This window comes from Dactylosporangium sp. CA-139066 (assembly GCF_050936175.1).
GTDB lineage: Bacteria > Actinomycetota > Actinomycetes > Mycobacteriales > Micromonosporaceae > Dactylosporangium.
In genome coordinates this window covers 2475432-2497191 of record NZ_JBNJNH010000001.1, presented here as the reverse complement: position 1 = coordinate 2497191, position 21760 = coordinate 2475432, and the positions used below count along the sequence as shown (strand labels likewise).

General features: G+C 71.1%; 19 protein-coding genes and 1 pseudogene. 11 read left to right on the top strand and 9 right to left on the bottom strand.

The genetic code is table 11. The features are described from left to right. Nucleotides 1-89: 89 nt before the first annotated feature. Together ACQEVU_RS11440 and ACQEVU_RS11435 are read right to left on the bottom strand one after the other, a co-directional pair. The gene (locus tag ACQEVU_RS11440; RefSeq protein ID WP_433322701.1) at nucleotides 90-227 is read right to left on the bottom strand and encodes a hypothetical protein; all 138 of its coding nucleotides are present in this window, start codon (nucleotides 225-227) and stop codon (nucleotides 90-92) included. An 87-nt stretch (nucleotides 228-314) separates the two neighbouring features. Then, a complete protein-coding gene (locus ACQEVU_RS11435) occupies nucleotides 315-884 on the bottom strand; it encodes a hypothetical protein (protein ID WP_433322699.1) in 570 nt (189 codons plus the stop codon). Between the two features lie 10 nt (nucleotides 885-894). Between ACQEVU_RS11435 and ACQEVU_RS11430 the strand changes: the two genes are divergently transcribed. The 6 genes from ACQEVU_RS11430 (at nucleotide 895) to ACQEVU_RS11405 (ending at nucleotide 4194) form a co-directional block, all read left to right on the top strand. Beyond that, entirely contained in the window at nucleotides 895-1092 is a 198-nt protein-coding gene (locus ACQEVU_RS11430; RefSeq protein ID WP_433322698.1) for a hypothetical protein, read from the top strand. 56 nt (nucleotides 1093-1148) lie between these two features. Beyond that, on the top strand, nucleotides 1149-1931 hold the full coding sequence (locus tag ACQEVU_RS11425; RefSeq protein ID WP_433322697.1) for a hypothetical protein: 783 nt from the start codon (nucleotides 1149-1151) through the stop codon (nucleotides 1929-1931). A 691-nt stretch (nucleotides 1932-2622) separates the two neighbouring features. Then, nucleotides 2623-2886 carry a hypothetical protein gene (locus ACQEVU_RS11420; RefSeq protein WP_433322696.1) on the top strand — a complete coding sequence of 88 codons (264 nt, stop codon included), beginning with the start codon at nucleotides 2623-2625 and terminating at the stop codon, nucleotides 2884-2886. An 87-nt stretch (nucleotides 2887-2973) separates the two neighbouring features. After that, nucleotides 2974-3375, top strand: coding sequence for a hypothetical protein (locus ACQEVU_RS11415; protein WP_433322695.1), 402 nt, complete (start codon nucleotides 2974-2976; stop codon nucleotides 3373-3375). A 66-nt stretch (nucleotides 3376-3441) separates the two neighbouring features. After that, complete coding sequence (locus tag ACQEVU_RS11410; protein WP_433322694.1) at nucleotides 3442-3915, top strand: hypothetical protein; 474 nt, start codon at nucleotides 3442-3444, stop codon at nucleotides 3913-3915. A 135-nt stretch (nucleotides 3916-4050) separates the two neighbouring features. Further along, entirely contained in the window at nucleotides 4051-4194 is a 144-nt protein-coding gene (locus tag ACQEVU_RS11405; protein ID WP_433322693.1) for a hypothetical protein, read from the top strand. Here ACQEVU_RS11405 and ACQEVU_RS11400 read toward each other — a convergent pair. Then, the gene (locus ACQEVU_RS11400) at nucleotides 4159-4536 is read right to left on the bottom strand and encodes a hypothetical protein (RefSeq protein WP_433322692.1); all 378 of its coding nucleotides are present in this window, start codon (nucleotides 4534-4536) and stop codon (nucleotides 4159-4161) included. The two genes, ACQEVU_RS11405 and ACQEVU_RS11400, sit on opposite strands and share 36 nt — an antisense overlap. A gap of 219 nt (nucleotides 4537-4755) precedes the next feature. Here ACQEVU_RS11400 and mobF point away from each other — a divergent pair, with 219 nt between their 5' ends. Further along, on the top strand, nucleotides 4756-9060 hold the full coding sequence (gene mobF / locus ACQEVU_RS11395) for a MobF family relaxase (RefSeq protein ID WP_433322691.1): 4305 nt from the start codon (nucleotides 4756-4758) through the stop codon (nucleotides 9058-9060). 542 nt (nucleotides 9061-9602) lie between these two features. Here the strand turns inward: mobF and ACQEVU_RS11390 are convergent. Together ACQEVU_RS11390 and ACQEVU_RS11385 are read right to left on the bottom strand one after the other, a co-directional pair. Next, on the bottom strand, nucleotides 9603-11465 hold the full coding sequence (locus ACQEVU_RS11390; protein ID WP_433322690.1) for an Hsp70 family protein: 1863 nt from the start codon (nucleotides 11463-11465) through the stop codon (nucleotides 9603-9605). A 78-nt stretch (nucleotides 11466-11543) separates the two neighbouring features. After that, nucleotides 11544-11744, bottom strand: coding sequence for a hypothetical protein (locus ACQEVU_RS11385; protein WP_433322689.1), 201 nt, complete (start codon nucleotides 11742-11744; stop codon nucleotides 11544-11546). Nucleotides 11745-12030: 286 nt separating this feature from the next. Here ACQEVU_RS11385 and ACQEVU_RS11380 point away from each other — a divergent pair, with 286 nt between their 5' ends. Beyond that, entirely contained in the window at nucleotides 12031-13437 is a 1407-nt protein-coding gene (locus ACQEVU_RS11380) for a transposase (RefSeq protein WP_433322688.1), read from the top strand. A gap of 170 nt (nucleotides 13438-13607) precedes the next feature. Here ACQEVU_RS11380 and ACQEVU_RS11375 read toward each other — a convergent pair whose 3' ends face one another. Beyond that, nucleotides 13608-14201 (bottom strand): TetR family transcriptional regulator, encoded by a 594-nt coding sequence (locus ACQEVU_RS11375; RefSeq protein ID WP_433322687.1) that lies wholly within the window; start codon nucleotides 14199-14201, stop codon nucleotides 13608-13610. A 123-nt stretch (nucleotides 14202-14324) separates the two neighbouring features. Here ACQEVU_RS11375 and ACQEVU_RS11370 point away from each other — a divergent pair, with 123 nt between their 5' ends. Beyond that, entirely contained in the window at nucleotides 14325-15584 is a 1260-nt protein-coding gene (locus tag ACQEVU_RS11370) for a glycosyltransferase (RefSeq protein ID WP_433322686.1), read from the top strand. A 76-nt stretch (nucleotides 15585-15660) separates the two neighbouring features. Then, nucleotides 15661-17838, top strand: a complete 2178-nt coding sequence (locus ACQEVU_RS11365) for an MMPL family transporter (protein WP_433322685.1) — start codon at nucleotides 15661-15663, stop codon at nucleotides 17836-17838. Between the two features lie 163 nt (nucleotides 17839-18001). Here the strand turns inward: ACQEVU_RS11365 and ACQEVU_RS11360 are convergent. Then, nucleotides 18002-18199: pseudogene (locus ACQEVU_RS11360) on the bottom strand (family 1 glycosylhydrolase); the annotation flags it as partial. Between the two features lie 458 nt (nucleotides 18200-18657). Here ACQEVU_RS11360 and ACQEVU_RS11355 point away from each other — a divergent pair. Then, nucleotides 18658-19482 carry a transposase family protein gene (locus ACQEVU_RS11355; protein WP_433334898.1) on the top strand — a complete coding sequence of 275 codons (825 nt, stop codon included), beginning with the start codon at nucleotides 18658-18660 and terminating at the stop codon, nucleotides 19480-19482. Between the two features lie 93 nt (nucleotides 19483-19575). Here the strand turns inward: ACQEVU_RS11355 and ACQEVU_RS11350 are convergent, their stop codons facing one another. After that, entirely contained in the window at nucleotides 19576-20124 is a 549-nt protein-coding gene (locus ACQEVU_RS11350; protein ID WP_433322684.1) for a hypothetical protein, read from the bottom strand. 180 nt (nucleotides 20125-20304) lie between these two features. Further along, entirely contained in the window at nucleotides 20305-21741 is a 1437-nt protein-coding gene (locus tag ACQEVU_RS11345) for an APC family permease (RefSeq protein ID WP_433322683.1), read from the bottom strand. Between the last annotated feature and the right edge of the window lie 19 nt (nucleotides 21742-21760).

Genomic DNA, 21760 nt, shown 5'->3' with positions numbered 1-21760 from the left:
GCCGTCGTCGCGCGTGCAGGCGTGGCATCCGTAGCCGTTGATCGTGTCGCGGCCCTCGGCGCCCGCCAGGTAGTCGGCGTACGACGTGGTCAGGGAGCCCGCGGCCGGGAGTTGGCCGTGCTGTACAGGTACTCGATCGTCCAGAACGGGTAGCCCGTGCGGATGCCGTACAGCGTCGCGTCGCGGCCGTCGAGCTTTAGCTGCTTCAGGCCGAGCTGCTGGGCCACCTCCGGGGTGTCGGCGTAGCCGATCGCGTAGTCGATCTCGCGAACCTTGATCCGGACGTCAGCGGTCTGGGGTCTGCTCGCACACGATCACCTTCGCGCCCGCGCGGCCCTCGCGGCACGAGTCCGACGTGGCGTCCAGCTGGCCGCCGTGCGCGGCCGGCGTACCGAGGACGTACTCCTCCAACGTGCGGCAGCTGCCGGACTGCGACGCGCGGCCGACGACCCAGACCTCAGCGGCGTCGGGTTTGCCGGTAATCTCGCCCCAGGTGCGGACCTGGCCGGTGAGATGCGCCGGGCCTGCTCGAAGGTGAGCGCCGACACCGGCACCTTTGGGTTGGCGACCAGGCTGTACCGCACCACCGCAAGCCAGCGGGCGACCAGACCCGGGTAGTCCTGATGGCCGGCGATGCCGTCCGACAGCGCCAGCCGGCCCAGCCGCCGGTCGGTGGGGGCGTCCCGGAGCCGGTTCAGGCCCTCGATGCTGCCCGGCGTCGCGACGTCAACCGAGCCGTCGGGGCAGTACGCGTGGTGCGAGCCGGCGAGCTTGGTCGCGATCACGCCGAACGCGCTGAAGTCCTCGACCGCGAACGCGCCCAACGCGCAGGCAAGACCCGGCGGGAGCGAGGTGTCCCGCTGGCCGTACCGGAAGATGAGCACGACGCCAAGCATGACCGCGAGCAGCGCTGCCAGCCCGGCCGCGGCGACGGCGACCGGCCGGACGCGCCGGCACACCGCCGTGCGTGAGCGCCGGCGGCTCGACCATGCCAGACACGACAGCTACAGTGAGCAGTGTCGGCCAATCGCCTTCGGGCGGGGCTGGTTTCTGGAAAAGGCGGCCGGGGTGTGCGAACACTCCACGGAGTGATCCCCGGCCGCCGCCACCAACACGGCGGACAGCCCGCATCGACAGGAACCCTCGCCGTGCAGATCAGGAGCATCCGCGGTCACGAGTGCACCGACCGACGTGGCGTCGCCGAGCTCCTTGACCGCAGCGAGCAGACCGTCGTCAACCTCGCCGCCGACCGAGCCGCCACCCGCTTCCCCGAACCGTGGCACACCGACACCACCGGACGTGGCGTGCGCACCAGACCCGACGGCAGCAAGACCGGTCGCGAGTGGTACCGCATCATCGACATCACCGCGTTCATACCCGGTTACCTCGCCCGAGTCGCCGAGGCCGGCCAGGCCCGCAGCCACGACACGCGACTCGACGTCGACCCTGACGCGCTGCTCGACGTCGCCGCGTTCGCGAAGCTGCTACGCATCACCCGCGGTGCGTTCAGCCGCTACGTCGACAACAGCAAACCGGCCTGGTACGCCCACGCCGTCGCCGCCCGCCACGCCACCCTCGACGGCCACCGCCTCATCGCCGACGCCACCACCGAGGACGGCCGATGGCTCATCGTCGACGACTGCGAAGAGATCGAACTCGGCGCCAAACTCCACGACGTCTTCGCCGGCTACGGCGGCACCTGGCAACCCGAACTGCCCGGCTACATCTTCCCGGCCCCGGCCAGCGAAGCCTTGCACAGCCTCCTCGCCGGCGACGACTTTTACCTCCCGCCGCCCGACGACCGCCAACCCGGCAAAGGCGGCATCAAACGACGCTGGCTCGGCGCCACCGCCATCACCTTCATCCAGCACCGTCGCGGCTCCACCAGCCAGCCCCGACAGTTGCGGACGACACCACCAGCGCAGCAGTAGCCAGCCCCGCCACAGAGGCCAGCCGGCAACAGCGTCACCCGTACGATGACGCCCGCGAACCGGGGCCTGGCGCCGCCGGCGAACGTCATCACCAGCCGGTGCAGCACTCCATGGACCCCGGTCCGCCGGCCTCATCGTCCGTAGCTCCCGCGGGACTCGGGCCGGGGCCCAGCATCCGCTGGCCCTGGCCCTGGCCCTGCGACTGCGCGACTCGTTGCGCACGCACCACCACCGCTGCACACCCGGCCGCCGGCCCCGCACCGCTCCGCCCCTGATCGGGGCTGCGCCCCGAAGGAAAAGATTCGCCTCGCCGGCGGGGCAGACAACAGGATGGGCCCAAACCCCGACCGGCCCACAAGGTCCGAGGGTGGCGCCTCGCGCTCCGGTCCATCCCGCCGCCTGACCCCAAGGGGTATGCCACACCGTGCGGTCGGGTGCAAACGAGCAAAAAGAGCACTCGCTTGCACCCGACCACCCGGCGCGACAGATCAAAGATCAGGCGACGGGATGGACCTCCACACGAGGCTCAACGTTCATGAACACTGCCGCTACGCGGCAGAACAAACCCAGCCCCACCAGCACAAACATCATATCAGCGCTAGTCAACACCATCAATGTGATGTATCATTGTTGTAGGTCGTTCGCACCGGCCGAACCCAGAAACCCGCACCGCACACGAAGGAGACCCAGCGTGACACTCGCCCTGTCCACCGCCGACCTCATCGCCCTCGGCGACGTCGCGATCATCGCCCACGCCCTCGGCGAACCCGACATCTACGCCGCAGCCATCAATCGCATGCACGACCTCGGCTGGAGCCGCTACGCCGAGCTGATCCCCGCCATCCTCAACGGCGACACCCCGCCCAACCCCGACGAGTTCCCCGAGTACAACGCCGGACCCATCACCGTCACCGCCGATGACCTGTGCACCTTCCACGGCGAGCCGCCGTTCTAGCCACCCACGCAGCGCCGGGCCGCACACGGCCCGGCGCTCCCACGGGCAGCACCACAACGGCCAGCCACCCGCGAAAGGGCACCCACAATGCTGCGCAGACGCCACCGCGCCGCGCCCGTCGGCGCCACCGTGACCTATCACGGCACCGTCGCCGAACTCACCGGCCGCCGCTTCACCATCACCCACGTCGACACCACCACCGGCAGCGCCCGATACCAACTGTCCGACAGCGCCGGGCCGCTCCTGCACAACGTCCACGCCGAATCGTTCACTGTCGCCCCGGCAGAGCGCCCCGCGCGATGGACCGCACGCCTCGAGGCCATCGACCGCGCCGCCGCCGCCAACGACGAGACCGTCATCATCGCCCCCTACCTCGCCCAGGTCCGCGCCCTGCTCGCCAGAGGCGAGCAGCGCAACGCGCACGACGCCGCACGCGCCCTCGAACACCACCTCGGCCTCCGCACCACTCCCGGCGCCCACCGCCGCTAAGCACCCGGCCGGGCGGTGCTGCGAACCCTTGCCGCCGCCCGGCCGGGCACCACGAAAGGTCACGCCATGCCGCACCGACTCCCCCTACGACGCCGCGCCACCATCCGCTCAACCGTCCTCTACCACGGCCCCGACTGGCCCCAGCTGCACGACCAGCCGCTTACCGTCACGGGCGTACGAGTCCTCGACGGCCAATACCTCTACGAACTGTGCGATCAAGACGGCCCGAAGCTGTCCCTCATCCCCACCGCCCACATCACCGCCACGCCGCGCCAGGCCCACAAACCCTGGTGCACTCGCATCAACGCCATCCATCACGCCGCAGCCGATCGCAACCTCAACCGCGACGACCTCCAGCCACAGCTGGCCGCCTTGTACACCCACATCGCTCGCAACGAACGCACCCGCGCCATCACTGCACTGCAAGCGCTCGAACGCAGCATCGGCATCCGCCCCCACACCCGGCACCGCACACATCGCCGACCCACCCGGAACACCATGTCCTCCACGAAGCCGACCAGTTCCCAGCCCATCACCTGAGTACCAGCACTTGCCCCGCTCGCCGCCACCTACCCCGACACCGCGATCATCGGCCGGTAAGCCCCACACAAGACGCCGTGGGAGACAATCTCCCGCACGGCGTACACCAACCACATCCCAGCCAGGAGACCACCCATGTCCCCGCCGCCCGAACCGACCCGCGACAAGATCGGCCGGACCGTCACCCGCGCCACCTGGGCGATCATCATCGGTGCGCTCCTCGCAGCCGTCGCCGCCCTCGGGCTACTCGTCGCCGCCCTCATCGTCGGCCGCTCCTGAACCACCACCCGGCCGACCCTCGCGCACCGCAGCGGCCAACACAGCCACCGCATCGCCATCCGCCCGCCGTCGCGCCGCCCGAACCTCCGCCTCCGGCACATCCGCCGTCAACGCAGCCACCGCGTCCCCGACCAACCCGGCCAGCACCACAAGCGCCACATCAAACCCGCCACGCGCCGCCGCTTCCTCCCGACCCAGCCGTGCCAGCACATCAGCCCGCCGCGCCGCGAGCGCCGACACCTCATCCTGCGCCCGGCCGACCATCGCCGCCGCCCGACGCTGCGCCGCCTGCGCCGCCCGAAGCCGCCGAACCGCCGCAGTGCCGCTCTGACTCGTCGCCATACGCTCACGGTAAACATCCCCGCATCGCTTCGGCTACGCCATGAGAACGCGCAAACTCACGCTATTCAGTGGTGTCGAATAGCGCCGCCTCACCACATCAAATGGACCAGCACCAACCTCTCTCGCGGGGAGTAGTTGAGGTCCGCTGTACGGCTTGGATCGAGCACACCACATGGCATTAAAATGTCATCAGGTCAAACGATCTTGTATGTTTGCCGCATGCTTTCCGTCGTCAGGATCGCACCCGGCGACGGCATTGCCTACCTCACGAAGCAGGTCGCCACCGGCCGGCACGACTTCCGGAAGGCTCCGGAGAACGCCGCGGTGGCGTACCTGGCGGACGCGACCGCGCACGGTGAGGCACCCGGCTGGTGGGCCGGCCAGACCCAGACCATGGTCGGGATCAGCGGCGTCGTCGACCCGGAACAATTGCAACGGCTCATCGGCAACGGCCAGCATCCCGTCACCGCAGAACAGCTCGGCCGGCTGTGGCGCGTCTATCAGCCGATGACCGACGAATACCGCCAGGCCGCCTTCGAAAAGGCCCTGGCGAAACTGCCTGCGGATACGACCGTGGAACAGCGGGCGAAGCTGTGGAACGACATCCACCTGATGCCGGAGCGCAAAGCGGTCGCCGGGTTCGACGTCACCGTCTCCATGGTGAAAAGCGGCGCGCTGCTGTGGGCGTTCGGCGACGACCGGGTCAAGGCTGAGGTGATGGCCGCCCAGCACGCCGGCGTCCGCGCGGTCGTCGAGCACCTCCGCGCCCACGGCGCGTTCACCCGGACCGGGGTCAATGGCGTCGTCCAGGTCGACACCGACGGCCTCACCGTCGCCGTCTTCGACCACCGCATGTCCCGCGCCGGGGACCCGCAGCTGCACTCGCACATCGTTGTCAGCTCGAAGGTCCGAACCGCCGACGGCAAGTGGCTCGCCCTGGACAGCAAGGCGTTCTACCAGGCCACCATCGGGGCGCGGATCGCCTACGACCGGGCCATCGAGCACGAGCTGCACACCCGACTCGGCGTGAGGTTCGCCGCCCGCGCCGACTCCCCGATACGAGAGATCGTCGGCATCACCATGGCCTCGATCCGGCAGTACTCGAAACGCCGCGCCGCGATCGAAGCCGACCTCGGCGGCACCACCGCAGCCCGCTGGCGCGTGCCGGACTCGCGGTGGCGGCGGATCGCGCAAGTCGCCACCTTGCGCACCCGCGCCCCACGCGAAGGCGCGGAGTCGACCCGGGAGATGGAGCAGCGGCTGCACCGCGAAGACGCCGCCGCCGGCCTGTCCACCGCCGCCGACGTCCGCCGGATCGTGACCGGCCAGGTCGACAACCCCGTCCACGACCTCGCCACCCGAGCGGTCGCCGCCGCCCGCCAGACCGCCGGCCCGGACCGCATCACCCTCGACGGTGTCGACGCCGCGCTCGAGCACCTCGGCGTCGACGTCGAGCAGCGGCCCGCGATCGTCAACGCCGCGGTCCGGCTCGACGAGGACCTGGCCGTCGAACGGGCGATCGGCAACCTCACGCAGGAGCGGGCTGTGTTCCGGCTCGACCACGTCGAGTTGCACATCGGCCGGGTCCTCGGCCTCACCGAGAGCCGCGACCGGCGCGCCGACTGGCAGCGGGTGCAGCGCCTCGCCGCCGACGCGGTCCGCACCCACGCCGCCGGGCTGCGCGTGCTCACCCCGCCCGAGCTCGTCGAGTGGGCACCGTCGCTGATCCGCCGCAGCGACGGCCACGGCGTCTACACCCGCCACCGCGACCTGTACCTGTCGACCCGCACGGTCCTCGGAGCCGAGCAGGACGTCATCGCCTACGCCGCCCGCACCGGCGCGACACCCGCCCCCGCCCAGCTGCTCGACCAGATCGCCGCCGAACTGGACCTCAGCCCGGACAAGGCGGCCGCGCTGCACCACACGGTCGGCGACGACCGCACCGTCACCGGCGTCATCGGACCCGCCGGCAGCGGCAAAACGTTCCTGCAAAACGCGGTCGCCGTCGCCGCCGCCCGGGCCGGGATTCCGGTGCTCGGCCTCACCGTCGGCCAGCACGCCGCCGACGTCCTCGCCGACGCCACCCGCGCCCCCGATGGCACCGCGATGCGCACCGAGAACATCGCGATGTGGCTCCACAGCCAGCACACGCCGCCCGACGGCACCACCACCGAGGAGCACTGGAGCTTCGCCCCGGGGCAGTGGCTCATCGTCGACGAGGCGTCGCAGGCTTCGTCGCTGCAGCTGGCCGAACTCGTCCGCCAGCTCGACAAGGTCAGCGGAAAAATGATCCTCGTTGGCGACCCCGAGCAGGTGTCTGCGGTCGGTCCGGGCGGGCTGCTGCGCTACCTTGCCGGGCTCGGCGTCACCGCCGAACTCACCGATCTGCGCCGCTTCGACGACCCGTGGGAGGGCCCTGCGTCGTTGCGGCTGCGCGACGGCGACGTCACCGTCCTGGCCGAGTACGAGCGCCGCGGCCGCATCGTCGCCGGCGACCACGACGAGCTTGTGCCGCAGATGTTGTCCGGCTGGGCCGCCGACACGCTCAACGGCCTGGGCAGCCTCCTGCTCGTCGAAACTCAGGCCGAAGCCGCCGACCTCGCCGCCCAGGCCCGCAACCTGCTGATCCAGGCCGGGGTCGTGGAACGCGGCCGCAGCGTCGCGCTCGCCGACGACAACCGGGCCAGCGTCGGGGACCGGATCGTCACCCGCCGCAACGACCGCCGCCTCGAAACCGATACCGGTTTCGTCGCGAACCGCGACACCTGGCGCATCACCGCCATCGGCCCGAGCGGCGCGGTCGAGGCCGTCAACACCCGCACCGGCGACGAGGTGGTCCTGCCCGCCGAATATGTGGCTGCGCACGTCCAGCTCGCCTACACGTCCACGGTCGACGCCGCGCAGGGCCGCACGGTCGACACCGTCCGCAGTCTCGTTGACGAGGCAACCACGCGCGGCCGGCTGTACGTCATGGTCACCCGCGGCGCCCTCACCAACCTCCTCTACGTCATCACCCACCACCGCCCCGACGAAGCCCACCACCGCCACACCCCCGGGGCCGGCGTCGCCACCCTCGCCGAGATCCTCACCACCGACACCACCGACCGCTCCGCCACCGAAACCGAGCTGCGCCTCATCGCCGACCACGACAAACTCGGCGTCTGGGGGCCGATCTTCGACGACCTCCTCGGCCGCGTCGAGGTCGACAGCCATATCGCCGTCATCGCCGACGCCGCCGGTCGCCACCACCCGGGCCCAGGCGCAACCCCCGCCGCGCGGGCGGCGAGCACCTCCAGCGCCGTCGCCGCCCGACTCGTCGACGACCCCGCGCTGCCCGCGCTCACCTACCGGCTCAGCCAGCTCGCGGCCGCCGGCTACCAGCCCGCCGAGGTCCTCGATACGGCGGTCGCCTGGATGGACTTCGACGACGCGCGCGACGTCGCCGCCGTGCTCACCTGGCGCGTCGAGCAGCTGTATGAAGACGCGCTCGCCGATCCGCGCGCCGCCATCCAGTCCGGCCAGACCGCCACCTACGTCGACCGCGTCCCCGCCACTGCTCCCGCCGGCCTCCGCCACACCCTCACGCAGGTCGCGGTCGTCGCTGACCGGCGCATCGCCGGCCTCGCCGAACTCGCCGCCGACCTGCAGCCCGCGTGGGCGGAGGCGCTCGGCGCGGTCCCCGACGACGACACCGGCCGCGCGCAGTGGATCAGCCGGGCCGCCGTCGTCGTCGCCTACCGCGACCGGTACACGGTGCCGCGCGACGCGCCGACCGGGCCTGAACCAAGCCACCGCGACGCCGCCCGGTGGGCGGCCTGGCACCGCGCCCGCATCGCCCTCGGCGTCGCCACCGTTGCCGGCCAGGTCGCCTCCGCACCCGACCACGAACTGCGCGAATGGGTCGCACTGCAGCGAGCCGCCGACCGCGCCGCCCCGCCTTACGTCGGCGACGACCTGCGCGCCGCGCACCTGCAACTCGCCGCCGCCGAACACCACGTCGACCACCTCCGACAGCGCCTCGCCGCCGCCGAAGCCACCGCCGAACGGCTGCGCACCGCCGCCCCGCCACGGCCCCCGCTGTGGCGGCGACGCAGCGCCATCGCCGAGCAGCAGGCGCTCCGCGCCGCCCGGCAGCAGCGCGCCGACGACCGCGTCGAGCACCTCGGCACGCGGCTCGCTACCGCCCAGGAGACCCTGGCTGAACGCGCCGTGCTCGTTGACGGACTCGAGCAACAGCACGCGACGTGGACCGCGGCGTACGAACGGAGCCTCCCGACGCGGTATCTCGGCCTCGCCGCCGCAGCCGAACAGGCCCGGCGCGCCCAGGCCGCGGACCGGAAGTCCGACGAACTCCGCGACGCGTTGAAAACCGCAAGAGCCACGGTCCGCGCCCTCGACGAAACCCGGCCCAAACCCCACACCGAACTGGTCAGCCCGCGCCTGCCGGAGGAGGCCGCGGCGGCATACGACCGCCTGGGTCTACCGCCACGCGACGATACGGCAGATCCTGATCTCGATCCCTGAGCGCGGGGCGCAACGTCCCCGTCGCCAGGCCCGCCTGTTCAGAACATCGTTGACTGCGCTCGCCGACATTTCCTAGGCCCCTTCCGTACCGACGGATCCGGACCTGCCCGAGCAGGCGGACCCCGGCGCAACCAGGATGGTAGAGACGGTTGGGAGCACCGGCGCAGGCTTCGACGATACGAAGGACCCTGTTGGTCAGCGGAGGTAGGAGCTGGGCGTGTCGCGGTTGCCGATCACGACGCCAACGACGACGTAGCGATCCACGCTGCTGCCGGTTGGTGGTATGAAACCACCCAGGCAGTTTCGCGCAGATGCCGGACGCCGTCGCTGTTGTCAACGCTCGGCACGGGTTTTCGGGAAACGGGAGAACGGTCCGTCGCGCTCGGTGCGACCGGCGACGAGCTGGTCGCGCCGACGCTGGAGCGGCTGCGGGCAGAGGACCGCGGCGCGACCGTGTTCGACGGGGAGGTGCGGGTCGCGGGGAGAAGGCGCTGCGCACGCTGCGGCGCATCCGGGCCGCCATTGCCGCGCGCGAGCAGCGGTCATCCTCGACGGCCGGCGCGCAGCGCGCCGACGGCGGCGAGGGCTAGTAGTAGCGTCTCGGGGATGCCCAGCAGGTAGCCGGAGGCGGCGCCGTCGGCCAGCCAGCCGATGGGGAACAGGCCAAGGGCCGTCGCCATCAGGGCCGGCCACTGTCGGCGGCGGGCAAGGGCGATGGCGGCGGCGGGGAGCCACACCAGCGCGATGACCAGGACGGTGAGGATGCCGGCGGTGTTGTCGGGCGAGCCCAGGATCGACAGGGACGTCAGGGTGGCGACGGCGCAACCGGCGACGGCAGCGATGTGCAGGCCGCGGGCGGCGCCCGGGCCGGCGGCGGGGCGCAGGCCGAGCAGGGCCACGGTGACCGCGGCCATCGTCGCGATCCACGCCACCTCCGCGACCACGCCGGACGTCTCCGACGAGTCGACGGTGAAGCAGGTCACCGGGCCGCTGCCGCTGCTCGAGCAGGCGCTGGAGTGGTCGCCGGAGACGTCGATGTACTGGGCGATGCCCAGGACCACCGCGATCAGCACGCTAAGGAACAGGCACGCGACCGCGAACCGCGGCACCCGCCGCGCCGGCTCGGCGGGGGCCGGGGCGACCGGCCCGGCGGGGGCCGAGGCGACCGGCCCGGCGAGGGCCGGGGCGACAGGCCCGACCGAGACCGGCACGGCCGGCGACACGGGCATGGTCGAGACGGGCGAAGGCGAGACGGGCATAGCCGAGACTGGGGAAGGCGAGACGGGCGGAGGGGAGATGGGCATGGCCGAGACCGGTGCCGGGACCGGAGACGGCGCCGTGTGCAGGGACGCGTCCGCGAGCAGGCTGCCCTGCGCCACGACCAGCTCCGGCTGCTCCAGGATCACCGGCGCCACGGACAGCGCCCGGTGCAGCAGCGTCGCCACGAGGGGCACCCGGCTGGCCCCGCCGACCAGGAACACCCCGGCCAGGCGGTCCGCGGTCACGCCGCTGGCGGCCAGGGTGGACGTGGTCAGCGCGATCGTGCGGTCCAGCCAGGGGCGGGCCAGGGCCTCGAACTCGGCCCGCGTCAGGTGCAGGTCGACGTCGTAGAGCGGCACGGCGATCCCCGCCGTGGCCGCGCGGCTCAGCAGCTCCTTGGTCGAGCGTGCGTCGTCCCACAGCACGCGGCCGTGGCGGCGGTCGGGGAGGGTCTGCGGTGCGACCAGCCGCGGCCAGAGCGCCGGGTCGCGCGGCGCGAGCGCGGTGCCGATCCAGTCCACGATCGCCGCGTCGAGGTCGACGCCGCCGACGTCGTCGAGGCCCTCGGCGGTGAGCACATCCCAGCCGTCGCCAGTCCGGCGGACCACGCTGACGTCGAACGTGCCGCCGCCGAAGTCGTACACCACCACCGCGCTGCCGGGCGGCACCCGGTGGCCGAGGACGCCGGTGAAGTACATCGCGGCGGCCACCGGCTCGGGCAGCAGCCGCGCGTCGGGCAGCGCCGCCCGGCGGGCCGCCTCCAGCAGCAGGCCGCGCCGCTGCGGGCCCCAGCCGGCCGGGTAGGTCAGGACCGTCTCGGCGGGCGAGGCGCCGCCGACGCGGATCGCCTCCTCGACGACCCGGGCCAGCACGGCGGCCAGGGCGTCGACCACGGGCAGCTCGCGGCCGCCGAGCAGCAGGGCGGCCTCGTCGATGCGCCGCTTGGGGTTCGGCTCGTAGGCGGAAGGGTCCAGCCGGGCGCTGCGCTGGGCGTCGCGGCCGACCAGCAGGGCGCCGTCGCCGCCGGCCCAGACGGCCGAGGGCAGCAGCGGGGAGGAGTCGAACAGCAGTGGCTCGCCGCGGCCACCGGCCCGGGCGAGCACCGCGACCGTGTGCGAGGTACCGAGGTCTACGCCAAGCCTCATGGCATCGCACGATACGAGGCGGGCCGCCGCAGCGTCGACCGATCACATCGACCGATATCCGTCAGCCCGCCGCCGCATCTAACCCGTGCCGTTGCACCCGACGACGCCATGTCCAGCCAGGAGCACGGCGGCCGCAGCGCCATGTGGGGAGGAGCGACCGGTGTGGACCGTCTCAGCCACCTGACAAAAGTCCCGCCACTGTTCGTAGGCCAGCCCGCTGGCCAAGATGTCGTTGTCCTCAGCGATGACCACGACCGTGGGCAGCTTGACCCTGGTCATGCGACACGATCAGGCCGGTCGACTGGCGTGCACCGATCAAGAGACGTGCGGAGTGTAATCGGCCACGAGCGATCCTGGATCATGTGCCCGGCGCCGGGACGTTAGTGAGCCTTTCCGCGTAACGAGTTGTGGCGTTGGGTGATCAGGTGGTCCGGCCGTGTTGGAAGTGCAGGAGGACAAGGGCGGCTGCGGCGCAGCGCAGTGCGTAACGAAGGAACGTGAGGAGGTCCTCATGACCATCGTAGGTGGGTTGGATGTGCATTGACGGCAGATCACCTTCGACTACGTGGACACCGAGACCAGGCTGGTCCGTCGGGGTCGGGTGGCACCGGCTGACCGGGAGTTGCTGCGCGGTTGGCTGGGGTCGGTGACGGGTCGCCCGGCTGTGTTCGCGGTGGAGGCTTGTACCGGGTGGCGGTTCGTGGTCGAGGAGTTGCAGCGGGCTGGCATGCGCGCGCGGTTCGCTGAACCGGCTGATACGGCCGCCGCGCGGGGACCGAAACGGCGGGCCAAGACCGACCGGACCGACGCGCGGCGGCTGCGGGAACTGCTGGCCGAGGACCGGTTACCCGAGTCGTGGATCGCCCCGCTGCACGTGTTGGAGATGCGCGGGCTGCTGCAGCTGTTCAAGGACCTGCATGACGCGCACACCGGCTGGGTCCAACGTATCCACGCGATGCTGTTCCACCAGGGCGTAGCCGCGGCGGGCGACCTGCTCAGCCGTGAGCAGCGGCAGCGGTTGCAGGCTGGTGTCGGGCTGTCCCCGGCCGGTCACCAGGCGGTGCTGGCGGCGCTTCGGATGATCGATGCGCTGGATGCCGAACTGGACCCGCTGCGGCGACAGATCACCGACTTCGCCCGCCGGCAGCTGGGCTGCGCGGTGCTGCAGCGGCAGTACGGAGTCGGACCGATCACTGCCGCGGTGATCTGGGCCGAGCTGGGCGATGCCCGCCGGTTCTCGGCCTCGCGTAAGGCGGTCCGGCAGAGTGGTCTGGACGTGACGGTGTACTCCTCGGATGACAAACGCGCGGCCGGTCACCTGTCCCGGCAGGGCTGGCCGTTGCTGCGCTGGGCGCTGTACGAGGCGGCCAAGTGCGCCGCCCGAACAGGCAGTCCCGATCACGCCTACTATGCGAGGGTCAAGGATCGCATCGGTGTAACCGGGCGGCGCTGTCGATGGCCGGAAGATCACCCGGCGGTCCTACCATCTGCTGCGCTCGCTCGGCGACCGGGCCCTGGCCACGGTGTAAGCCGATGCTGGTGCGCGCCTCTGCCCACGTGCCGATGTCTTGCGGCCCGCTCCCAGCAAGCCCCCTGCCACGGCGCCGTGCGCCGTCATGGCCTCGAAAGACCGAGCGGTTGCACACCCGTCCTGCGGGACACCCTATCGATCATCATGTCGCCGAACCCGGCACGGCACGTCAGCTCCGGGTTCGCGCACCGAGATAAGGCTGGGCGCCCGCGCACCACGACCCAACCCCGCCACGGCAGCATCTATGGCCTGACCACGATCCCCGGGTACACCACAGTCTGCGCCGGTGCTCACCGCCGTCAAGGTCGTACGTCCTCGCTACGCTGCGGGCGCTCCACCTTGACCCCGGCTGCGCCCGACGCCACGTCAGTACCGGCCCCGGGAGGAACGGAAAACATGAGGACAAGGACCCACTCGACACGGGGCGTCCCCAACAGATAAGGGGGCGATCTGACCGGGCCGAGCCCGGTCGATCGCGGCAAGCCCGGTAGCAAGATCCATGTCATGCTCGAGCGTGGAGGTACGCCGAGCACTTCGCCGCGTTCGCCACGATCGCCTGCGCCCCCATCTGCTACCGCAAACTGGTCAAACACCCCAAACGAGACATGGCCTTAGCCGGCCGGGGAGGCGGTGAGGCCGCCGACGATCCAGGCGACCAACTGATCGGTGACCTGGTCGGGGTCAGCTCCGGCGAGCATGGCGACGAAGGGGCCTCTGCCGAGTGCACCGAGCGCGGCCAGCACCGCGGTGTGCCGGAACCACAGCTCGGCCAGCGGCACGCCGGGGACGTGGCGGGCGATGCGGTCGATCAGGTGTTCCTGGATCGGCGCGGCCATCTCGGCGAGGAACCCGGCGACGGCGGGCGAGGGCGTGGTGAGGGCGTTCTGCAGGATCTTCCAGCCCCGCTGCGCCTCGTCGGCCGGCGGCAGGGCGAAGGCGGGCAGCACCCAGGCGCGCACGATGTCATCGAGGGCGGCGTCCTCTGGCAGCTGCAGGAGCCGGTCGCGCTGCTGCTCGAACACCTCGGTCAGGGCGAGCCGGACGACCTCGTCGAGCAGGGCGTCCTTCGAACCGAAGTGATAGCCGACGGAGGCGACGTTGGCGCCGGCCGCTTCGGTGATGTCGCGCAGCGAGATCTGGCTGGCCGGTCGCTCGGCGAGCAGCCGTTCGGCTGCCTCGCGGAGTCGGCCCGGGGTGTCCCGCATGGCTGTCATTTTAAGCATCGGCTTGACAGTTCACTCAACTACCGTTTCAATCAGTTGAGTAAATCGAGTGAGTAAATCGAGTGTTTGCCCGACCGGGGTTCCCTACCGACAAGGACGTACGCCATGCGCATAGCCGTCATCGCCATGGACACCCGCGGCGGCATCCAGCCGTACGCCGCGCTGGCCCTGAGCCTCAGTGAGGCCGGCCATGCTGTACGGCTGCTGGCCCCCGAAGACTTCGTCGCGCGCTTGGCGCCGTACGGAATCAGTGTCGTCGCCATGTCCGGTGCGGCCGAGGCGACCGCCCGCTCAGCCGCCGGTGTCGCGGAGATGGGCAGGGTGCAGCGGGCCCGGCTGATGCGCGAACACACCTCCACGATGATGCTCGAGCCGGCTCGCGAAATTCTCGTCGCCTGCGCCGACGTCGACCTGATCACCGGCGGCGTCGGCGGGATGGTCGCCGGGCTGCCCATCGCCGAGAAACTCGGCATCCCGTTCCTGGAGTCACACCTGCACCCGCTCGGGCCGGCGACCGCCGCGTTCCCCGGCGTGCTGCTGCCGCACGTCCCGGCCTGGACTGGCCCCGCCGGGACCCGGATCAGCCACAAGCTGACCGCGATGACGCTGCGGACGCCGTTCGCGCCGGCCACCCGCGCGGTCCGCACGAAAGTACTCGGGTTACCCGCCCGACCGGATCCCCGGCGGGACCCGCGCCACGGCATGCCGTCGGTGTACGGCTACAGCCGGCACGTGGTTCCGGCGGCCCCCGAATGGGGACCGGAGCGGCACGTCACTGGCTACTGGACGCTGCCCGCCCCGGCCGGTTGGCAGCCCCCGGCCGCGCTGCGCAGTTTCCTCGACGCCGGCGACCCGCCCGTCTGCATCGGCTTCGGCAGCATGGCGGGAACGGACCCGGACGGGCTTACCGACCTGGTCGTCGCCGCGGTCCGGCACGCCGGCGTACGCGCCGTCCTGCTCTCCGGCTGGGGCGGCCTGCGGGAGGCCACCGCCGAAACCGACGACGTCATCGTGCTGCCCGAGGCACCGCACGACTGGCTGCTCCCTCGTTGCGCCGCCGTGGTCCACCATGGCGGCGCCGGCACCACCGGCGCCGGTTTCACCGCCGGCATCCCGCAGATCGTCGTGCCGTTCGGCGCCGACCAGCCGTTCTGGGGCCGGCGAGTGGCCGCCCTCGGCGTCGGCCCGGCACCGATTCCCCGGCGCCGGCTGTCCACCGCGGCCCTGGCCGTCGCGCTGCGGGAGGCGACCGGCGATGCCGCCATGCGTCGCCGTGCCGCCGACCTCGGCGCCCGGGTCCGCGCCGAGCCCGGGCCGCGGGAAGCCGCGGCGGTCATCGGCGACGCCGCCGTTCGCCTGGGCTGACCACACCGGGCGCCGTCTGCTGAAACAGCCCGACCACACCTGATTCGCTGATCAACCTACTTTCGGAGGGGTCCACATGGGCCTGTTGTCCCGGCTCGGCGGTTCGGCCGCCCGCCATCCCGTTCGTGTCATCGTCGGCTTCGTGCTTTTGCTGGTGGTGCTGGGCGGTGCGGCCGGTGCGGTCGGCGCCGGATTCAGTGACGGCGTGCGACTGCCCGGCACCGATTCCCAGCGGGCCGCAGACCTGATCGACCAACGTTTCCCGGCCCAGGCCGGTGATACGGCCATGCTGGTCTTCGCGGACGACAGCGCCGGCACCTTGAACACGCCAGGCGACAGCAAACTGGCCGCGGTGCAACAGGTGCTGACAGAGGTTCGTGCGCAACCCGACGTCGCGGCGGTGGCACCGCTGCAGGTGTCCCCAGACGGGCGGGTCGCCTTCACCACCGTGCAATACACCAAACGGGCAGCCGACCTGGAGAAGGCGAACCTGGACCGGCTCGAGCAGGCCCAGGCCGGAGCCGCCCGCGCCGGTTTGGAGGTTTCGCTGCGCGGCCCGGTGGTCAACCAGCTCCGCGACCGGGCTGCCCCGGTCGGCGAGGTGATCGGCCTGATCGCCGCTCTCATCCTGGTCACCCTGCTGTTCCGGTCCTTCGCCGCCACCGCTGTCACACTCGTCGCCGCGGTCATCGCGCTCATGGTCGGTGTCGTCGCCCTCACCGTCATCTCCGGCTTCGTCGACGTGCCCAACGTGGCGCCCACCATCGCGGTGATGCTCGGCCTCGGCGCCGGCATCGACTATTCCCTGTTCATCGTCGCCCGCTTCCGCGACCGGTTACGCGCCGGCGACGAACCGGTGCGTGCGGCCGCCAACGCCAACGCCACCATCGGTGTGTCGGTCCTCACCGCGGGCGCCATCGTCGTGATCAGCATCTGCGGCCTCTACGTCACCGGCATCCCGGTCATCGGCCGGATGGGCATGGCGGCCGCGCTCGTGGTCGCCGTCTCAGCGATGACGGCGGTCACCCTCGTGCCGGCGTTCCTTCGAATCGCGGGCCGGCGGGTCCTGCCCCGCGCGGAACGCGTGGTCACCCACGGCACGGTCGACGGCACGGTCGACCCCGAACCGGAACACCGGTCATGGGCGGCCCGGCTCGCCGCGACCGTCGCCCGGCGGCCTTGGTTGTGGGCCACCGCGGTCACCGTCGCCCTGCTCGCCCTCGCGTCACCCATGCTGAACCTGCAGCTCGGCCAGCCCGACGACGGCACTCGCGCCACGGGCGACACCATGCGCGTCGCCTACGACCGACTCTCCGACGGCTTCGGCCCCGGCATCAACGGCCCCCTGCTGGTCGTCGTCGACCTGCGCCGAAGCACCGACCGCGCCGGAGCAGTCGAGAAGCTCAGGACCGCGATCGCCGCCGACGGCAACGTCGCCGCGGTCACTCCGGCCCAGACCAACGCGGCCGGCGACACCGCCGTCCTCACCGTCATCCCCAAAAGCAAGCCGCAAGACCGGTCCACCTCCGATCTCGTCCGCACAATCGGCGACCGGATCGGCCCGGACGCGCTCGCCGGCAGCCAGGCCGCCGCGTACGTCGGTGGCACCACCGCAACGTTCGACGACCTCGCCGCCCGCGTCTCCGCCCGGCTCGGCCCGCTGCTCATCGTGGTCATCGGCCTGTCGCTGATCCTGCTCGGCGTCGTCTTCCGGTCGCTGGCGCTGCCCGTGGTCAGCGCACTGCTGAACCTGCTTTCGATCGGCGCGGCGTACGGCGTCGTGACCCTCGCCTTCCAGACCTCGTGGGGCACCAGCTTGCTCGGCGTCGCCGAACAACCCGTGGCCTCCTTCGTGCCGATGCTGATGTTCGCCATCCTGTTCGGCCTCAGCATGGACTACAACGTCTTCCTGCTGTCCGCCGTGCGGGAGGAACGGCAACGCGTCACCGCATCCCCAACCGCACATGGCACGCCGAAGGCGACAGCTACCGTCGCCCGCGCGGTGGGCCGCACCGCCGGGCTGATCGGCACCGCCGGCGCCATCATGACGCTCGTCTTCGTCGGGTTCGTCGCCCACAACGAAACCGAGGTCAAAATGATCGGCCTCGGCCTGGCCGCCGCCGTACTCATCGACGTCACCCTGGTCCGGCTGATCCTCGCGCCCGCCGTCCTCGAACTACTCGGCGAACGCGCCTGGTGGCTGCCGAACTGGCTCGACCGCCGCCTACCAACCCTGGCCCTGGCCGAGCACTGAGACCCGGTCGATCACGCGGTTGCGTACGGGCCACGGTTGGGCCGGCGGACGGCTGTGCTGGCGCGCGGCGTGCTCACCGCCGAGGGAGTCCGTCCGATGGTGTGGCTGCCCAATCCGGCCGCATCGTGGCCCGGTTCGACCGGCCCGGCTACACCGCCCGGTGTCAGTCCAGGCCGTTGGCGTTGATCACCTCGCGGTACCACCCGGCGCTGGCTTTGGGCACCCGGCGCTGGGAGCCGTACTCGACGTAGACGAGACCGAAGCGCTTGCTGTAGCCCTCGGCCCACTCGAAGTTGTCCAGGAGCGACCAGACGAAGTAACCGCGCAGGTCGACGCCCTTGTCGATGGCCACGTGCGCGGCATTACGCCCACCAGCACACGAGGTCACCATGCAAACACGCTTCGGAGTCCGTAGATGAACCACGGCACGATGCTCTGCTCGCTTAAGACACGCCCCTGCGCTTGATCTGTCTTTCAGCTTCTTCACGGAGGATCTCGTTTATCCGCGCCAAGTAGTCGGGTCAGCGCTTGTTCCGCTTGCGGCCCGAGCGTGCCACCAATAGCCCAGATTGCCTTACGTGCCAGCGCCCTACTGTCGTCATAATCGAGATAGTCCAGGGCAAGCCGAGTTGCTTCGTATAACGCCGACACGGCTGCTGGGTCACTGAGCCTTTCAGCGTAATGGTCTCAGGACAGTAGGTAGGCATCGTCCCCGCCGGCTGCGACACGCGGAACCTGTTGCAGTCCAACGGAAAGACGTAGAACCCCGGTATGAAGGTGGTCCTCTCACAGTCCAACTTCATAGGGGTTCTGCGCCGGATGAGTGTCACATACACCGCCACGTTGACCGTGCGCGAGGAGACCGTGCTGTTCGTCTCAAGCCTGCTGCACGCCGAACGCCAACGACGTGGTACCCGCACCGGTACCCGCGCGTTGAGCTGCTTCAAGCAGGCGATCCTGGTCCTCCGCTGGTTCCTGGACGGCACCCGGGTTGCTCAGCTGGCGGGGGACAACGCGATCGGCAGGTCCACCGCCTACGATTACCTGCACGAGGGTGTCGGCGTCCTCGCAGCCCGCGCACCGAGCCTGGAAGCGGCGCTGCTCGCGGCGAAGATGGCCGGCTACGACCACGTCAACATCGACGGCACCTTGATCGAGACCGACCGGTGCCGCACCCCGGGCCCCACCCCTGGGGTGGACTTGTGGTGGTCAGGCAAGCACGACAACCACGGCGGGAACATTCAGGTGATCACCGCCCCGGACGGGTGGCCGCTGTGGACCTCGCCGGTACGCCCAGGCCGCGAACACGACACCACCGCCCTGCGCGAACACACCGAGATGCTGCCCCTGCTGACCGCGTGGACCAATGACCAACTTCGCGTCCTGGGCGATCTGGGCTACGAAGGCGAGGCCGGCACCATCACCATCGCGTTCAAGAAGCCCAAGAACGGTGAACTCACCGACGTCCAGCAGGCCTACAACAAGGTCCACAACGGGATACGGGCCGTCGGCGAACGCGGCAACTCCCTGCTCAAGACCACCTTCAAGGCGCTGCGCAACGTCAGCCTCTGCCCATGGAAGATCGGCAAGATCGCCGCAGCCGCCCTTGTCCTCCTGCACTTCCAACACGGCCGGACCACCTGATCACCCAACGCCACAACTCGTTACGCGGAAAAGCTCAGTGAGATGGCTGGTACGGCGGCCGCGCTAGACAGCTCGGGTGGTCTGGTAGGTAGGTCAGGCAGCGGTGGGGAATTCGTAGAGCCAGTACTGCTGTTCGTCGATGCGTTGTGCTTGGACGTCGCCGGAGAGGCGGTGCAGCATGAGCCGCACGACGCGGGACATGCGCCGGACCTTGTCGGTGCGGTGGCAGAAGTCCAGGGCGATGAGCCCGTTTTTCGCGGCGGCGGTGTGGTACATGGCGGTGACGAGCTCGCCGAAGGCGGTGGCGGCGCGGGCGTGGTCCTCGGTGGCGACGAAGCCGCAGTACCAGATCCGCTGCTCGGCGTACTGCTGGGGCCAGCGCCGCTGGAAGTATGGCGGGGAGATCAGCGGGACTGCGTCGAGTTCGTTGGTGTATGTGGAGAGGCCGAGCAGGGTGCCGTCGCCGTCCACGCAGAGGTACTTGTCCACGCGCGGGTCGTTCATCACGTCGTCGAACTCATGGCGGTAAATGAGGTGCCGCTGCACGGCCAGGGCGTTGAGCTCGGCGAACGCCGTCGAGTACAAGGCCCACGCCGTCTCGCGCTGGTCGGTGTCGACCTGGGCGACGACTTTCACAGTCATGATCAGTCCTTGAGGGTCTGGGGGTTGGGGGAAGACGGTGCGTTACCTGGCGTCAAGGACCGCGGCGCACCCATCGGCGGGTCACGGCATGTGGCGGGGCCAGGTGACTGCGAACGCCTGGATGCGCGGGCCAAGACGAACCGTGCCCCCTGTGCCTGAGCATCGGTTCCGCAGCGGTGGTCAGTGGCGGCGCGCCGCGCGATTGCGGCGCCGACGGCTGCGTTTGTGGCGTGCTGGGGCCGGGGCGTTGGGTGGTTGCCGCGCTGGCCGGGTGACCGTGCTCGCGGTCGGTGTTCGCGCTGGGGCCGGTAGGTGCATCCGTGGTCGCGGCTGGGCTGCCGGAAGTGCCGCGGCCTGGGCGATGTGGCGTGGCTGGTGTCGGGTGGCGCGCCAGAGCAGGGCGGCGCCGGCGATGGTGGCGGGGATGAGAAGGTGGGGTCCGGCGGAGCCGAGGACGGCGGCGGTGACTGCGGTGCCGGTGAGGGCGGCGAGGGTGTGCCAGCCGGTGGGGAGCAGTACGGCTGCGGCGACCATGCCGGCCATCGCTACCGCGGCGAGCAGGACGGTGACGAGGTGCATGAGCTGCCCGGGCGCGACGTGCCAGTGGATGGCGGCGGTGGTGATCGTGATGGTGGCGGTGGCCTGGACGGCGAGGCTGCGCCGGGCGACGCCGTTGGTGTGGTGGGCGAGCCAGGAGGGCAGGTCTCCGGCGGCGGCGAGGGTGGCGCCGGAGCGGGCGGCGCCCGCGAGATAGGTATTGCCGGCGCCGACGGTGAGCAGCAGCGCGATCGCGGCGATGACGGGTGGGGCGGCGGGCCCGAGCCCGGCGCGGACAACGGCGTAGAGGGGGACGCTGGTCTCGGCGGCGAGGTGGCCGAGGGTGCCGATGGTGGCGGTGGCGAGGCCCAGGTAGACCACGGCCATGACGACGAGGGTGGCGGCGGTGACGCGGGGCAGGGTCCGGCGGGGCCGGTGGACGGCGTCGGTGAGGGTGGCGCACGCTTCCCACCCGGCCACGCCGACGAACAGCACGGCGGTGGCGCGGGCGACCGCGGCGAAGCCGTGCGGGTTGAATGGCGTGAAGTTCGCCAGGTGGATATGTCGCGTTGCGGTGGTCAGGCTGGCGGTGAGTAGCGCGAGTAAGACGCCGATGAGGGTGAGCTGGACCCGGCCGGACAGCCGGATCCCGGCGGTGTTCGCCGCGATGACGACGGCGAGGATCGCGGCGGTGACGGCGATCGCGGTGTGCTGGCCGGCACCGAGTGCCGCGGCGACGTATTGCCCGCCGAGCAGCGCCGCAGCGGAGGCGGCGAGCGGTACCGCGGCGTAGAACCACCAGCCGACGATGGTGCGGGCGTCGGGCCCGAACGCGCGCTCGGCGGTGGCGGCGATCCCGCCGGCGGACGGGTAGCGCACGGCGAGCGCGGTGAACGTAACGGCGACCGGGATGCCGAGCACGACGAGCGCCGCCCAGGCCAGCACGGAGGCGGGTCCTGCCAGCCCGGCAGCGATGCCGGGCAGGACGAGCACGCCTGGGCCGAGCAGCGCTCCGGTGTAGAGGGCGACCGCGGGCCCGAACCCGATCCGCTGCCGTCCGCTGGTCGCTCGCGGTTGCACTGGTCGCGGCGCACTGGTC

Excerpts from the sequence above, each read along its gene's own strand:
- ACQEVU_RS11430 (WP_433322698.1), top strand. The coding sequence starts at position 895 with ATGACCGCGAGCAGCGCTGCCAGCCCGGCCGCGGCGACGGCGACCGGC.
- ACQEVU_RS11415 (WP_433322695.1), top strand. The coding sequence starts at position 2,974 with ATGCTGCGCAGACGCCACCGCGCCGCGCCCGTCGGCGCCACCGTGACC.
- ACQEVU_RS11410 (WP_433322694.1), top strand. The coding sequence starts at position 3,442 with ATGCCGCACCGACTCCCCCTACGACGCCGCGCCACCATCCGCTCAACC.
- ACQEVU_RS11405 (WP_433322693.1), top strand. The coding sequence starts at position 4,051 with ATGTCCCCGCCGCCCGAACCGACCCGCGACAAGATCGGCCGGACCGTC.
- ACQEVU_RS11400 (WP_433322692.1), bottom strand. The coding sequence starts at position 4,536 with ATGGCGACGAGTCAGAGCGGCACTGCGGCGGTTCGGCGGCTTCGGGCG.
- mobF (WP_433322691.1), top strand. The coding sequence starts at position 4,756 with ATGCTTTCCGTCGTCAGGATCGCACCCGGCGACGGCATTGCCTACCTC.
- ACQEVU_RS11390 (WP_433322690.1), bottom strand. The coding sequence starts at position 11,465 with ATGAGGCTTGGCGTAGACCTCGGTACCTCGCACACGGTCGCGGTGCTC.
- ACQEVU_RS11385 (WP_433322689.1), bottom strand. The coding sequence starts at position 11,744 with ATGACCAGGGTCAAGCTGCCCACGGTCGTGGTCATCGCTGAGGACAAC.
- ACQEVU_RS11375 (WP_433322687.1), bottom strand. The coding sequence starts at position 14,201 with ATGCGGGACACCCCGGGCCGACTCCGCGAGGCAGCCGAACGGCTGCTC.
- ACQEVU_RS11370 (WP_433322686.1), top strand. The coding sequence starts at position 14,325 with ATGCGCATAGCCGTCATCGCCATGGACACCCGCGGCGGCATCCAGCCG.
- ACQEVU_RS11365 (WP_433322685.1), top strand. The coding sequence starts at position 15,661 with ATGGGCCTGTTGTCCCGGCTCGGCGGTTCGGCCGCCCGCCATCCCGTT.
- ACQEVU_RS11355 (WP_433334898.1), top strand. The coding sequence starts at position 18,658 with ATGAGTGTCACATACACCGCCACGTTGACCGTGCGCGAGGAGACCGTG.
- ACQEVU_RS11350 (WP_433322684.1), bottom strand. The coding sequence starts at position 20,124 with ATGACTGTGAAAGTCGTCGCCCAGGTCGACACCGACCAGCGCGAGACG.